Genomic DNA, 14,103 nt, shown 5'->3' on the forward strand with positions numbered 1-14,103 from the left:
CCGTTCTTGTTTGACTGACAATATATTAGATTCTTCTGAGTCCTTTTGTCAAGCGTGATTGAGATGCTCTTACCCTGATCCGCAAGAATCGAGTTAACGCGCCGTTGCTTTAAGGATCTTGCGCTGCTGTAAGTGCATTATTTGTTCTGTAATATTCGCAAAAACGCCAGGGGATAGGCTAAGGGTGACAGCCAAAACACTCATTTGTGCGATGCCTGAGTTCGATCGTAGGAAGCTGAGTCTTTTAAATCTTTTAGGAGTTACTCAATTGGCACATATATATAGTTGGTATAGTGCTATATATCATTTCTCGCAGCAAGGCGACAATCATCTAATAGAGCATTAAGTTCTTCAACCACTAGCCAGGGGTTTCGACCTTTCAAACAAGCTACGATCGCTGCTTCATAGGGATTTCTGCCGGTTTTTTTTACTGCTGCGATCGCCTGTTTGTTAGACAATCCCCGCCCGCTGACCAACCAAGCAGCCAAAACCTGACCTGTACGTCCGATCCCCCCAGAACAGTGAACTACCACCCGTTCGCCTTTGCTATTTGCAGATTCCAAAAACGGTAATATTCGATCGATTAAAATATCGCGATCGACCAATTCAAAGTCTGGAATCGGTGCCCAGCAAACTCGATCGCACCCAAAGATGTTCCTATATGTTCCCAGTAAGTCAGTGTAGCGGATGAGTTGGGTCTGAGCCAGCAAGCAGCAAACTTGCTTGATATTATGCCCCTGCATAAATTCAATCCAGCGAGCAATTTCTGCATCGCGGTATCCTGGTCTGGCTGCACCAAACACAATTAATTCATTCTCTGAAGCCGCCGCGAATTTGTGCATACTGTTTTCAATATTTTTACCTATAATTAAGAAAGACACACCAATCCTGAATCTACATTGAAAAACAAGAGTTCGATCGCCTTAATTAATTGGCTGCAACCCAAACCCGAAACCGTTTTGCTATGCGACTCAAGTGCAGCAGCTTCTGAGATGGCATTCATGCTCAACGGTGAGTGGGATGGGTGCAATAGTTTGGTGCTCCCTAAATGCGACAAGGTAGCAATTGAAGCAGCCGCCCGTTTGCTGGAGACATCGTGGTGCTACCAAAATACTTGCGAACCTGTTTTAATTCGGCTGGAAGCTGACCAATTGCTGCGCCGTTATGCGATTGGAGACAGATTTTTTATTAATGCCAACTTGCGATGCGCGCAATTGAGCCAACTTTGCTTGGAAAACATTGATTTGAGTTATGCTAAATTGAATTTGGCTAACCTCAGCGACACTAATTTAAGTAAAGCTAACTTAATAGCAGCACAGATGCAATCGGCAAATTTGAGTGGCAGCAATTTGAGTAAATCGCAACTTGTGAGGGCGAATTTATCAGGAGCGAATTTATCGGATGCTAATCTCAGAGGTGCTGATTTGAGTTATGCAGATTTAAGCAATATTTGCTTAACAGGTGCTGACTTAAGAGGTGCAAATTTAGCGAGAACAGATTTAAGAAAAACAAGCTTAGATGGGGCGATAGTTGAGTAATACCAAATCCCCCTTAAATACTCCCTCTCACACCCGGTGGGTAAATCATGTCAACATTTATCTGCGTTAATTCGCGTACATCCGCCACCATATCGGGGATAACCTCTCCTTTTTCCCAATACTGAACAGCAGCCCCAAAGGCTCCCAATAACCTACCAAAAGCGCTAAAACTCAGGTCGCCACGCTCTAGCTTCACAACTTTGCTCAATTTTTTCCTAGCTTCAGCGTCCACAGTATTACTCGTCAGATAAACACAACTCCTAGTTTACAGATAAATTTATCTAATACTCATTTCCCAGCAGCTTCAGCCGATGCAGCGAATCTATCCGCTTTCAGGGGGCGACAAGCGCCCCCAAACCAAGATGAATTAAGGGTTATAGGACTCAGACAAGGTGAAAAAATTCCCAGCTTATTGACAACAGACTTTTTTCGCCAAAAAATAAACCTTAATTCAGCCTCCAGATTATGGTAAAAAATAAGGTCTTATTATTTCAACAAGACCGCGATTAAAATGCTGCCTCAATTCTACCAAACCCACCTGCAAAAATACTTGAGTTAATCGCAACTGATTATACCAATTTACTATGAAGATACACTAAATGAGGTTGATGTCTTTCTGGTTGGAACTATATCCTTAGCGTTATATTAAATGCAGCTTCATAGTGAATTGGTATTAGACTCATTTCTCTGGGTGGCCAGAGGCAAAAGTTTAATCATGGTTGATCGACCGGACATGATATTACTCATTGTTCCGCGAGCAGTTTTGATGATTTCGCTAAGTTTTTGTCTATTTTGGATGTTCACGACTCGAAGGTTACTCAACCGTATCTACCAGTCTACTTACGAAGTGATACATCAACTATATTTCCCAGACGACTCAGCCGCCGCCGCGAGTCTATCCATCACCGCTCTACCAACCACGGCTAACTCACTAATTGGTATACATTGAATTTTTTTCAGCAGATCGTTAGTATCTACCGGTTCAAGCATGGGTTTGCCTTCCAGATGAGCGAGCAGCTCTTCAAGTGTAAACCCGGCCCTCACAGCAATCTGAGCCAAATTTTCTGTATCTGGGATGCTCTGACCTTTTTCCCACAACTGAACCGCAGTCGCAGAGACGCCCAGAAGCTTGCCGAATGCCCGCTGACTCATCGAACCGCGAGCTAGTTTGACAATCTCGATCAATTTTTTCTTAGCTTCTGCGTTCACAACTGCCGTCACTACTTAATCCCACATAACTCAGTTTACTTCCCAACTCCTAAATTTTCCACTTGCAATTCATAATTATACTTGACACAAAAGAGAATTGCAAGTACACTAATAATTACAACTTAACTTTTGATAGACCCAAGGAGTCGCTAAACAAATGGTTCTGAGCGAGGAACCCAACATAAGGGGACAGCCCGATCAAACTTTGAAACCGAAGACAGACATCAGGGAAAGTAAAAATGACCAAGAGACGCAATCTAAAAACTCACAAGCCCAGCGGCACCCGTCAAAGCCTCACAGCCTCCGGTTGGCTAAAACCCCAGTGCTGGCAAATCTCCAACATAGAAGCAGCCGAAGCCCTGAGAATGCCTGTAAAACACATAGTGAAAGTCTACCCCAAACAACATCAAGTAATAGTCGTTTACCTGAACAAGAAAGGACAAAAATGCAGTTCCTTTTTCAGCTACAGACTATTTGCCAGATGGCAACAAGAGGCGATCGCAGCAATTGCCAGTTGTCGAAAGCAGCAAATCCTAGCACCTCTAGAAGTCATTGTACAATACGACCTCGAACATTTCAAATATCCAGTGGCGATCGCCGACGCAATTTGGGAGGCTCTACTCAACCATATCTCCCGCGTAACAAGGGAACTGAGGCTGAGCAAACAATGCGCCTAGTCCCCCATCACTCCATCAATTAGTAGAAGCAGCCAACTCAGCCAAACGTTCCTGCTGATCCTGAGAAATGCAAGTTTGAATAATCGCCTCAATATCCCCTTCCAAAACACTATTGAGCGAGAAATTCTCCCCCAAACGGTGGTCCGTAGCCCGATTGTCCTTGTAGTTGTAAGTGCGAATCTTCTCGGAGCGTGAACCCGTACCAACCTGAGCCAAACGCCGCGACTTCACCTCATCCTGCTGCTCCCGCAACTTCATCTCATAGAGCTTAGCCCGCAAAATCTGCATCGCCCGCTCCTTATTCTGCAACTGACTGCGCTCCTCAGTACAGAAAATCCGAATTCCCGTCGGCTTGTGAAACAAATCCGCAGCAGTTTCAACCTTGTTCACGTTTTGACCGCCAGCACCGCCCGATCGAGCTGTACTCATCTCAATATCCTTCGGATCGATGTGAATCTCCACATCATCCACCTCCGGCATCACAGCCACCGTCGCCGTCGAAGTATGCACCCGGCCGCCGGCCTCAGTCACAGGCACTCGCTGCACCCGGTGTACTCCAGCCTCAAACTTCAGCTTGCTGTAAACGCTGTCACCTGTAATTTCCAGAATCACCTCTTTAAAGCCGCCCATTTCCGCCAGCGACTCGCTCACCAACTTCACCTGCCAGCCTTGAGTTTGAGCGTAGCGTGAATACAGCCGCAGCAAATCTCCAGCCCAAATACTAGCCTCATCTCCGCCAGTACCCGCCCGAATTTCCAGCATAATATTCTTGTCATCGTTCGGGTCGCGGGGTAGCAGCAAAACCTTCAAACGACTTTCCAAATTCTCCAGCTTCGCCTCAAGTTCCTGAACTTCCAGCGCCGCCATTTCTTGCATATCTCGATCGCCCGCGGCTTCCTTGAGAACCTGTCGCGCGCCCACCAAATCTTCCTGAGTGGTTTTCCACAGAGCAAAAGTATCGACCACTTCCTCCAAGGACGATCGAGCTTTCGCTACCCGTTGAAACTCTTGATTGTCCCTAGCCACATCCGGGTCAGCCATGCGGCGAGTCAACTCATTAAAAGTTTGCTCTACCGACTTCAATTTATCCAGCAAATAAGATTCAGCCATTGTCAGTTGTCCTTTGTCAATCGATTTTAGATTTTAGATTTTAGATTTTAGATTTTAGATTTGAAGAACAGTTGGGATAGACTCTCGATCGAACTCAACTGCCTGCATAGCAAGTCTTCAATCTAAACTCTCCAATCCGAGGGCGGATCGATTTTAGATTTTAGATTTTAGATTTTAGATTTTAGAACTCAAGAGCAGTTAGGATAGATGTCGATCAAACTCTACTCGATCGAACTCAACTGCCAGCCTTAGCAAGTCTTCAATCTAAAATCTAAAATCCGAAGGCGGTAAGTTGCCAGTAGAAAGAACTACTCTCAACAAACTGCGGACAAATGACAATCCGGCTACTTCTTCTTTTTGCCTTTACCAGCAGCCTTAGAAGCATCTGCTTTGGGTTCTTCCATTTTCAGGGGTCCAGAGGAAGCATCTGCCTTCGGCATTTCTACCTCGCTCATGCCGTATTTCCGCATAAAGCGCTCGACACGACCTTCAGTATCAATAATCTTCTGAGTGCCAGTATAAAAAGGATGATTTCCCGACCAGACATCAACTTGAAGCTTTGGTCTAGTTGAACCCACAGTCATCACCAGTTCCCCGTTGCAATAAACCTGAGATTCGGGATACCACTCAGGGTGAATGCCATCTTTTGCCATTGTTTTTTACTCTCTAATTTTTGACTTTACAACCATTTTAGCTGCCGCAGGACTTCTAAACCAACAACAGCACCAATTTTGTCTTATACCTTTTGTAACCAGGAATTAGGAATCGGAAATAAAATTGAAAAAAAGGCAGATAAAATCTGAATGATTCTTGCCTTTTCTTTCTACCTTCTTCCGTCAATCCGTCAATCCGAACTTCCGTTACATCCGTTACATCCGTTACATCCGTTAAAAAATCCGTTGCCGAACTTCCATTACATCCGTTACATCCGTTACATCCGTTAAAAAATCCGTTGCCGAACTTCCCTCGATTACCGCTTCGAGTATTGAGGAGCTTTGCGAGCTTTGCGCAAACCGTACTTTTTCCGTTCTTTGGCCCGCGGGTCGCGAGTCAAATAGCCCTCAGTCTTCAGAGGCTTGCGGTTGTCAGGGTCTAATTGACAAAGTGCTCTAGCGACACCCAAGCGAATCGAGTCAGCCTGACCTGTCAAGCCACCGCCTTCGACTTTTACCAAAATGTCGTACTCATTTTCCAGACCCAAAGTTTCCAGAGGGGCCTTAGCGAGAGCCAAATAAGTAGGGTTGAATTGCAGGTACAAATCCCCCTCTTTACCATTGACAGTCAGTATGCCAGTGCCGGGAACCAAGCGCACCCGCGCTACGGAACGCTTGCGGCGGCCGGTACCCCAGTACACAGCGCGGCCCGATGTATCTGTTGCTTGCATTACTCATTTCCTCCCGGAATCGTGTGAACAATTAATTCTTCTGGTTTTTGAGCTTGGTGCGGGTGGTTGGGGCCAGCGTACACCTTCAGTTTAGTAAACAGTTGTCTGCCCAGAGAAGTGTGAGGCAGCATTCCTCGTATAGCTTCTTCGACAATTCTTTCGGGCAAACGTGCTTGCAATTTGGCAAAAGTTTCTGTTTTCATGCCACCCGGTCTTCCAGAATGGCGGCGGTAGATTTTCTGGGTGCGTTTTTTGCCAGTAACAGCGATTTTGTCAGCATTGATGACTATTACGAAGTCGCCGGTATCCATAGAAGGAGTGTAAGTCGGTTTGTGTTTCCCCCGGAGGTACATGGCAACTTCAGTTGCCAGACGGCCCAGCCGCTGGTCGGCGGCATCGACCACGTACCACTTGTGCTCTAGGGAGTCTTGAGTAGGGACGTAAGTTTTGTTCATTGTTTGTTGTTAATTGTTAGTTAACTGTTGTTAGTTAGTTGTTAGTTGTCAGTTGTCAGTTGTCAGTTGTCAGTTTTTAATTGTTAGTTGTCCTTAGTTTTTTATTAGTAGTTACCTAATGACTAATGACTAATGACTAATGACTAATGACTAATGACTAATGACTAATTTTGGCTGAGTGTCGTACCAGACATCTGGGGGAAAGGGAAATTCTGAATAGCCAACCCGCAGCAGGCACAAACCTTGAGCGGGAGCGGCATATTTTACCATTTCTCGGCGTTCGTTGACCCAGATATCGGTGAAATTCTCGATCGGCCTTTCCCCGCGACCCACCTGCACCAGCAACCCCACCAGCAGCCGCATCATCCCGTACAGAAACCCGCTCGCCTGAACCTCAATATAGATAAGAGGCCCAGAACGCTGACACTCGGCTGCTTGCACGTCCACCCACGAATGGGGGCGGGCAGAACCCGCGCGGTGGAAAGCAGCCAGGTGATGCCGCCCGATTAGCGGTGTCAAAGCTGTCTGAATCAAAGATTCATCCACAGGGGCGTGATAGCAGTGCCAAGCCAAAGGACGCACAAACAAGTTAGGGGTCGGGTCTGTATAAAGGGTGTAGCGATAGCGTCGCCAACTGGCTGAGAACCGAGCGTGCCAGGTAGGTTCCACCTTTGCCGAAGCTCGAATTAAAATATCTTTTGCCAGTCGAGAGTTAAGAACACTTGCCCAGCGGTGAGCCGGAATTGGGCCGCGGGCATCAAAATGCGCTACTTGAGCAGCAGCGTGAACTCCCGCATCGGTTCTCCCAGCAGCGTGCAGCGTTACCGGGCGTTCCAGAACAGTCGATATTGCTGTTTCAATTTCTTCTTGTACTGTACGCTGGTTCGGCTGTCGCTGCCAACCGTGAAAGTTAGTGCCGAGGTATTGGATCACCAGAGCAACGCGCTGTATCGATTGGGGATTTTCGATTGGGGATTTTGGATTGTCAGTCATAAATCACAAATCTCCAACCCAAAATTGAATTAAACCAGTTCAACGATCGCCATTTCGGAATTGTCTCCTTGACGGGGGACAGTTCGCACTACGCGGGTGTAACCCCCGTTGCGCGAGCCGTACCGTTCTTGGGCTGCTTCAAACAAAGCGTGTACTAACTGTTTGTCGTAGATAAAGCCCATAGCTTGCCGGCGAGCGGCCAATGAGCCATCTTTTGCCAGGGTAATCATTCTGTCAGCCTCTGGGCGCAGCGCTTTGGCGCGGGCGAGAGTGGTAGTAATTTTACCGTGGCGGATTAATTCGGTAGTCAGCGAGCGCAGCATAGCGCGGCGCTGGTCAGCCGGTTTGTTGAGTTGGGGAACGCGACAGCGGTGACGCATGGCAGTTGGTAATTGGTAATTGGTAATTGGGCGCCGGGATAGTCCGAGAGTTTTGAGCGGTGAATTCTTTAACTTAAAAACTCACCTACTTAAAATTCAGAACTTTTTTACCCGTTACCCGTTGATTAACTTTTAGCTGATTTTTCCTGTGGCAAGGTAATGCCCAAGCGTTTTTGTAAAGCTTCAATCACTTCTTCGGCAGACTTCTGCCCGAAGTTCTTGATCTCGAGCAAGTCTTCTTGGGTATAATCCAATAAGTCTGCGACTGAGTTGATCTGAGCCCGCTTGAGACAGTTGTAAGCCCGGACTGACAACTGCAATTCTTCGATCGGAATTTGGCTAGTAGGATCTGCTTCACCTGGATACTCTGGTTTGAGAGAATCTTGGGTGATGTCTTTGAGAGGTGCAAATAAATCTACCAGGATGTTGGCAGATTGACTCAAAGCTTCTTGAGGAGTCACGCTGCCATCAGTCCAGATTTCCATAATCAGCCGGTCTTTCTCGACCGTGCCGCCTACCCTAGCATCTTCAACGCTGTAGTTGACTCTGCGAATCGGCATAAAGATGGCGTCTATTTGGAGGAAATCCAAAGCCGAGCCATCATCGCGACTGCGGTCTACTGCTCGGTATCCGATGCCTTTTTCAATTCTGAATTCCATTTCCAGAACTGAGCCCGGGGAGAGAGTTGCAATGTACTGGGAGCGATCTATCAATTCGACCTCGGAGGGCAAATCGAATCGATCGGCAGTAACGGTGACAGGCCCCTCAATCCGCAACCTGCCGATTTGCGGCTGCTGAGAGTGAGTTTTGAGGACGACCTCTTTCATGTTCAGGAGAATTTCTAGAACATCCTCACGTACCCCTTCGATCGTGGCAAACTCGTGATTGACACCCGCGATGCGGACTGAAGTTACTGCCGTCCCTTCCAAATTTGACAGCAGAACTCGCCGAAGCGCATTCCCAACAGTTGTTCCCTGACCGCGATCGAGCGGTTCCAGGACAAATTTTCCGTACTGACTGCGGTCTTTGTCAGTGTTAGACTCTATACATTCAATTTGAAACTGCGCCACGGAGTGACCTCCCTTTTCCACTTTGGATTTTTGATTTTGGATTTTAGATTGCAGAGCATACCCCTGAACGGATTTCGGATTTTGGATGGACGGGGCAACAGTTAGAACCATTAGTTTTTGACTTTAAGCAGTTAGCCATTATCCAAAATCTAAAATCTAAAATCTCAAATCGTTTTAGACTCTACGCCGCTTGGGAGGGCGACAGCCGTTGTGAGGAATTGGGGTAACATCTCTAATCAGGGTGATTTCCAGTCCCGCCCCTTGCAGCGCCCGGATTGCAGTTTCTCTACCTGCTCCAGGCCCGCTCACCATTACTTCTATTTGGCGCATTCCTTGGTCGTTGGCTCTGCGGGCAGCACTTTCTGCTGCTGTTTGAGCTGCAAAGGGAGTTCCCTTCTTAGCTCCTTTAAAACCGCTGGAACCTGCCGATGCCCAGGAGATTACTTCGCCGTTGAGGTCGGTAATAGTTACAATCGTGTTGTTAAAGGTAGACTGGATGTAGCCTACCCCATTGGGTACATTTCTTTTCTGCTTTTTTGCACCAGATTTCTTGCCTGTTTGTTGTCGCGCCATATTAGTCTCTTTAACGTTTCTCTCAACTAATGTCCCGAAGCGCTAGGAGCGAGCAGCCCCCAGCGTATTTTTCCCAAAAAGATGTTACTTCTTGGAAGGTGCCTTTTTCTTGCCCGCAACTGTTCGGCGGACGCCACGACGTGTTCTGGCGTTGGTACGGGTTCGTTGTCCCCGCACTGGCAGACCCAAACGGTGACGCCGACCGCGATAAGTTCCGATGTCCATCAGGCGCTTGATGTTCATTGACTCCCAGCGCCGGAGGTCTCCTTCGATTTGGTATGTGGTTTCTACATGAGCCCGCAGAGCTGTCACGTCGGCCTCTGTTAAATCCTTAACGCGAGTGTCAGGATTTACGCCTGTTGCAGCGATAATTTTTTGGGCCCGCGACAAGCCTATTCCGTAAATGTATGTCAGACCTATTTCGACGCGCTTATCGCGTGGAAGGTCTACCCCGGCAATCCGTGCCACACTTTTTGTCTCCCTAGTTTTCCTATTTGGCTACAATGTTCAATTAGGATGCACCTGCGTGCAGTGCCCAATTTTCGTTTTTTCTAACCTTGGCGCTGTTTGTGTTTCGGGTTAGTGCATATCACCATCACTCGACCGCGACGGCGGATGACGCGACATTTCTCACAAATTTTTTTGACAGATGCTCGAACTTTCATCTTTCTTCCTGCCTGGAGAACCCCGCTCTAGCGGAGAACAGGCACGCTGGGACTGCCCGTAGAGCGGTGGGAGGAGAGGCTGGGCAAGGTGTAGACCTCTCCTCGATTAAATTGTATAAAGTGCGGGTTGTTTCATGAAGGAGCCCGCTTGCACCCACTCCCATTGCTGGGTAAAGTTCGCCTGCGCCAGAGTTTGGCCCAGCGATACTTTTACGGTGTAACAATGACTTAACCCGGTACACCGGTGGGTTGTTGACGCCCTTCTCGGCAACACTACAAACGTAGCATTATAGCATAAATTTGAAGCTTTTTACCAAATTCTCTCTAAATTAAACTTAGAATTAGTTTTTAGAAAGTTTTATCTAAGCCTATTTTTTCCGAAGGCGATAAGTAATCCTGCCTTTGGTCAAGTCGTAGGGAGTCAATTCGACTTTGACGCGATCGCCAGGCAGAATTTTGATGTAGTTGCGGCGGATCTTGCCGGAAATGTGAGCTAGGACGTTAAACCCATTATCTAGGTCAACGCGAAACATCGCATTGGGCAGGGATTCCGTCACTGTCCCTTCCATTTCAATTAAATCTTGCTTAGACAATTTGGTATTTACCTCAACTCTACATTTGATTAACTAGGAGTGTCCCGGCGTTGGTCTCAAAACCTATTTACTGGTAGGAGTCAAACGAGAACGGGGGGCAAGAATTCGGGCGACTCGATCGACAACTTTACTCAACCAACCGCTTGCTTTAGCTTTACTTGATTAAAGTTGTGGCAATTAGTATCGAGTTCAATCCGGTCTCTAGCAACCCTCACAAAACCTGATAGCACAAAAAGCTCCTAGTTAACATATCTTAGCAAAAGCTTGTGAGTAACAAGCTGTATTGAGAGGGTTCAAGAGTCGCGCGAGAGAGATTGTTGCAGTTCTGCGGTGACTAATTCCATTGGTCGATCGCCATCAACCGCAACTAACTGTTCGCGGTTTCTGTAAAACTCAATCAAAGGTTCAGTTTGCTCGCGGTAAACTTGCAAACGCCGACGAATCGTCTGCTCGTTGTCATCCTGACGCCCCCGCGACAGCAGGCGAGCCACCAAAACATTGTCAGGAACGTCCAAATTGACAGCTCTGAGAGCGCAGTCCTTTCCAGACGTACTTCCTTCAACATCGCAGAGCAGTTTGTCAAAAAAAGCTGCCTGGGCGACTGTGCGGGGAAAGCCGTCGAGAATCCAGCCAGCACGAGCATCTGGCTGATTCATACGTTCTTGCACGATATCCATTAATAACTCGTCAGGAACCAACTCACCCCGATCCATGTAGGCTTGCGCCTTTTGACCCAAGTCTGTTTTGGCAACTACGCAGGCGCGCAGGATGTCACCGGTAGAAATGTGAGGTATTTTCCAGAGAGCGGCTAAGAGCTGAGCCTGAGTTCCCTTTCCCGCCCCTGGAGGCCCCATAAAAATCAATTGCATTGCGATTACTTCACCATTCCTTCATATCGTTGGGAGATGACGTAAGTTTGAATTTGCTTAGCAGTTTCGATCGCGACACCTACTAAAATCAGCAGGGAAGTTGCACCAAAACCTCTAAAAGTTTGCACTCCGATCGCGCTTTCTACAGCAGTTGGTACAATTGCCACCAGACCGAGAAATATCGCTCCCAAGAAAGTCAAACGGTTCAAAACCTTCTCCACATAATCGCTGGTTTTCTGACCGGGACGAATTCCAGGAATGCTGGCACCCATTTTCTTCAAGTTCTGAGACATATCTACGGGGTTGACAATCAACGAAGCGTAGAAATAGCTGAAGAACAGAATTAAAGTCAGATAAAACAGCGCGTAAGCCCAAGGCGTCGGCCCGTTCGGACTCAAAACATTAGCAACTTGAACCAAAAACGGGTTATTGAGAGACTGAGCGAGGAAAGAAGGCACAATCAAAACCGAAGATGCAAAAATAATCGGCATCACTCCGCCTTGATTCAAGCGCAGGGGCAGATAGCTCCGGCTCTCCCGATAAACTTTGCGGCCGACTTGGCGACGAGCCGAAATAATCGGAATGCGGCGAGTACCTTCCTGAACAAAAACAATCCCGACAATCGTCACCAAAAAGACCAGCAGCAGAACGACTACACGGCCGACAACTTGCGTGTCGCCACTTTGAGCCAATTCAAAAGTTTGTCCCAAAGAGCGTGGCAATACCGACACAATGTTGATAAAAATCAGTAGCGACGCTCCGTTCCCGATACCTCGTTCAGTCACTACTTCCGATATCCACATTACAAACATTGAGCCTGCCGTCAGAGCCAAAGCAGTTTGTGCTATGAATAAAGGCGATGGAGATTGAGCAAAAGGGCTGACCCAAATCCCAATGCCAATACTTTGGAGAATTGCCCAGCCCAAAGAAACGTAGCGAGTAATTTGAGAAATCTTGCGCCGCCCTGCTTCTCCTTCATTTTTCTGCAAGTCTTCTAAGCTTGGCAGAGCCGCAGTTAGAAGTTGCACAATAATTGAAGCATTAATGTAGGGCAAAATCCCCAACGCGAAAATCCCCAAAGCTGACAAGCCGCCTCCTGAGAACAAATCCAAAAAGCCGATTAAAGGGCTATTTTGGACGTTTTGGGCAAAGGCGACTCGATCGATACCGGGGACTGGCAAGTGGACACCCAGGCGTACTAAAATCAGTAAGCCAATGGTTACGAGGATGCGGCCTCGTAAACCAGCAGCTTGAGCCATCTGCATGAACGTCTCTTGTGCAGTTGGCGCTTTCTCTCTACTAACGTCCATAGTTACGATTTTGGATTTTAGATTTGGGATTTTCGACTAAATCATTTTCTGATAGCAAGCTTGAGGATTTGAGATTTGGACAAACTCTCAAACCCCAAATCTTCACGCAACTAATTCGCAACTTCCGCCTGCGGCTTCAATTTTGGTGCGAGCACCTGCGGTAAAAGCCGAGGCGCGCACTTGCAAAGGTACATTCAGTTCGCCATCTCCTAAGATTTTCAGCGGCCCGTTGTCAGTATTGACAATTTTCGCTTGCATCAAAGAGGTGAGAGTAACTTCTGTGTTTGCTGGCAGCGATGCTAATTTACTTACATTAATGGTAGTGTACTCTTTCCGGTTCACTAGAGGGAAGCTTTTCAACTTGGGGAGACGGCGGTAGAGAGGATTTTGACCTCCTTCAAAACCCGGTCTAGTGCCGCTACCGGCTCTAGATTTTTGACCGCGCATCCCTTTGCCGGAGCTCGCGCCTTGACCGGCAGAAATACCTCTGCCCAAGCGTCGGGGGCGCTTTTGGGAGCCTGCTTTGGGTCGGGCGTCTTGCAATCTCATAGTTTTAGTAATTGGTAATTGGTATTTGGTATTTAGAGAGAGGGTACCCAGTAGTTTTGAGTGCGTGAGTTTTAAGTTGCGGATTTTTTTATTTTCACCGCAAACACTTAACACTCAAAACTTACAGTTTCCCATTCTCGCGTGCCCTAACCGTAGAGATTTTCTACTGGAATTCCGCGCTCTTGAGCAACTTCGGACAAGGTGCGGAGGGTGGACAGGGCATTGACTGCGGCTCGGGCGTTGTTTAAGGGATTTCCGGAACCTAGCTGTTTGGCTAAGATATTGCGGACTCCTGCTAATTCGAGAACAGTTCGCACTGCTCCCCCTGCAATTACCCCGGTTCCCGGAGCGGCCGGCCGCATCATGACTTTAGCTCCGCCACCGTCACCGTTGATGGGGTGAGGGATGGAGTTAGATTTGGTGAGGGGAACTTCAATTAGGTGCTTTTTGCCGTCAGCGACGCCTTTTTTAACTGCACCAATTACGTCGCTAGCTTTGCCGACTCCTACTCCAACTTGACCGCGTTCGTTGCCGATAATGACTATGGCGCGGAAGCTGAGTTTTTTACCGCCTTTGACTACTTTGGTAACGCGCCGGATCTGAACGACCCGCTCTTGCCATTCGGATTCTTTTTCCCGCGTTTTGTTGCTGCTGCTTTTTTTCTTGGTGCGCTGTTCTTTTTGTTCTGCCATAGTTTTGTCCTGTGGGAATTAGTAATTGGTGAAAGG

Annotated in this window: 20 protein-coding genes; 2 read left to right on the forward strand and 18 right to left on the reverse strand. The window is 47.5% G+C overall.

Features of this window, described 5'->3' with window-relative positions; genetic code table 11:
• Positions 1-296: 296 nt before the first annotated feature.
• Positions 297-842, reverse strand: coding sequence for a phosphatase domain-containing putative toxin (locus QUA45_RS15775; protein ID WP_333100637.1), 546 nt, complete (start codon positions 840-842; stop codon positions 297-299).
• Between the two features lie 57 nt (positions 843-899).
• On the opposite strand from QUA45_RS15775, the gene QUA45_RS15780 reads away from it, so the two are divergent.
• Positions 900-1,538, forward strand: coding sequence for a pentapeptide repeat-containing protein (locus tag QUA45_RS15780; protein ID WP_333100636.1), 639 nt, complete (start codon positions 900-902; stop codon positions 1,536-1,538).
• Positions 1,539-1,551: 13 nt separating this feature from the next.
• On the opposite strand, the gene QUA45_RS15785 is transcribed toward QUA45_RS15780, so the two are convergent.
• Positions 1,552-1,770, reverse strand: a complete 219-nt coding sequence (locus QUA45_RS15785; protein WP_333221475.1) for a hypothetical protein — start codon at positions 1,768-1,770, stop codon at positions 1,552-1,554.
• 623 nt (positions 1,771-2,393) lie between these two features.
• A complete protein-coding gene (locus QUA45_RS15790; RefSeq protein WP_333149641.1) occupies positions 2,394-2,759 on the reverse strand; it encodes a helix-turn-helix transcriptional regulator in 366 nt (121 codons plus the stop codon).
• Positions 2,760-2,986: 227 nt separating this feature from the next.
• Between QUA45_RS15790 and QUA45_RS15795 the strand changes: the two genes are divergently transcribed.
• Positions 2,987-3,424: a hypothetical protein gene (locus tag QUA45_RS15795; protein ID WP_333095873.1), complete on the forward strand. Its 438-nt coding sequence runs from the start codon at positions 2,987-2,989 to the stop codon at positions 3,422-3,424.
• A gap of 15 nt (positions 3,425-3,439) precedes the next feature.
• Here QUA45_RS15795 and prfA read toward each other — a convergent pair whose 3' ends face one another.
• The 15 genes from prfA to rpsE form a co-directional block, all read right to left on the reverse strand.
• Positions 3,440-4,534, reverse strand: a complete 1,095-nt coding sequence (gene prfA / locus QUA45_RS15800; protein WP_333095874.1) for a peptide chain release factor 1 — start codon at positions 4,532-4,534, stop codon at positions 3,440-3,442.
• A gap of 344 nt (positions 4,535-4,878) precedes the next feature.
• Positions 4,879-5,187, reverse strand: coding sequence for a 50S ribosomal protein L31 (gene rpmE / locus QUA45_RS15805; protein ID WP_333039633.1), 309 nt, complete (start codon positions 5,185-5,187; stop codon positions 4,879-4,881).
• Between the two features lie 317 nt (positions 5,188-5,504).
• Positions 5,505-5,918 carry a 30S ribosomal protein S9 gene (rpsI, locus tag QUA45_RS15810; protein ID WP_006634975.1) on the reverse strand — a complete coding sequence of 138 codons (414 nt, stop codon included), beginning with the start codon at positions 5,916-5,918 and terminating at the stop codon, positions 5,505-5,507.
• The gene (gene rplM, locus QUA45_RS15815; protein WP_015178725.1) at positions 5,918-6,373 is read right to left on the reverse strand and encodes a 50S ribosomal protein L13; all 456 of its coding nucleotides are present in this window, start codon (positions 6,371-6,373) and stop codon (positions 5,918-5,920) included. The genes rpsI and rplM overlap by 1 nt, the downstream gene beginning before the upstream one ends.
• Before the next feature lie 150 nt (positions 6,374-6,523).
• Positions 6,524-7,366, reverse strand: a complete 843-nt coding sequence (truA, locus tag QUA45_RS15820; RefSeq protein WP_333221477.1) for a tRNA pseudouridine(38-40) synthase TruA — start codon at positions 7,364-7,366, stop codon at positions 6,524-6,526.
• Positions 7,367-7,395: 29 nt separating this feature from the next.
• Complete coding sequence (gene rplQ / locus QUA45_RS15825; RefSeq protein ID WP_333095876.1) at positions 7,396-7,746, reverse strand: 50S ribosomal protein L17; 351 nt, start codon at positions 7,744-7,746, stop codon at positions 7,396-7,398.
• 125 nt (positions 7,747-7,871) lie between these two features.
• Positions 7,872-8,816, reverse strand: a complete 945-nt coding sequence (locus QUA45_RS15830; protein WP_202798589.1) for a DNA-directed RNA polymerase subunit alpha — start codon at positions 8,814-8,816, stop codon at positions 7,872-7,874.
• A 174-nt stretch (positions 8,817-8,990) separates the two neighbouring features.
• Complete coding sequence (rpsK, locus tag QUA45_RS15835) at positions 8,991-9,389, reverse strand: 30S ribosomal protein S11 (RefSeq protein WP_006634980.1); 399 nt, start codon at positions 9,387-9,389, stop codon at positions 8,991-8,993.
• Positions 9,390-9,473: 84 nt separating this feature from the next.
• Positions 9,474-9,857 (reverse strand): 30S ribosomal protein S13, encoded by a 384-nt coding sequence (gene rpsM / locus QUA45_RS15840; RefSeq protein WP_006634981.1) that lies wholly within the window; start codon positions 9,855-9,857, stop codon positions 9,474-9,476.
• A gap of 83 nt (positions 9,858-9,940) precedes the next feature.
• Entirely contained in the window at positions 9,941-10,054 is a 114-nt protein-coding gene (gene rpmJ / locus QUA45_RS15845; protein WP_015178722.1) for a 50S ribosomal protein L36, read from the reverse strand.
• Positions 10,055-10,422: 368 nt separating this feature from the next.
• Positions 10,423-10,647 (reverse strand): translation initiation factor IF-1, encoded by a 225-nt coding sequence (gene infA, locus QUA45_RS15850; RefSeq protein ID WP_006276978.1) that lies wholly within the window; start codon positions 10,645-10,647, stop codon positions 10,423-10,425.
• Between the two features lie 293 nt (positions 10,648-10,940).
• A complete protein-coding gene (locus tag QUA45_RS15855) occupies positions 10,941-11,516 on the reverse strand; it encodes an adenylate kinase (RefSeq protein WP_333221479.1) in 576 nt (191 codons plus the stop codon).
• Between the two features lie 5 nt (positions 11,517-11,521).
• A complete protein-coding gene (secY, locus tag QUA45_RS15860) occupies positions 11,522-12,826 on the reverse strand; it encodes a preprotein translocase subunit SecY (protein WP_190745438.1) in 1,305 nt (434 codons plus the stop codon).
• A gap of 102 nt (positions 12,827-12,928) precedes the next feature.
• Complete coding sequence (gene rplO, locus QUA45_RS15865) at positions 12,929-13,375, reverse strand: 50S ribosomal protein L15 (protein WP_333070037.1); 447 nt, start codon at positions 13,373-13,375, stop codon at positions 12,929-12,931.
• A 146-nt stretch (positions 13,376-13,521) separates the two neighbouring features.
• A complete protein-coding gene (gene rpsE / locus QUA45_RS15870; RefSeq protein ID WP_015178718.1) occupies positions 13,522-14,067 on the reverse strand; it encodes a 30S ribosomal protein S5 in 546 nt (181 codons plus the stop codon).
• Positions 14,068-14,103 lie beyond the last annotated feature (36 nt).

It is taken from the genome of Microcoleus sp. Pol12A5, from assembly GCF_036701435.1.
Lineage (GTDB): Bacteria > Cyanobacteriota > Cyanobacteriia > Cyanobacteriales > Microcoleaceae > Microcoleus.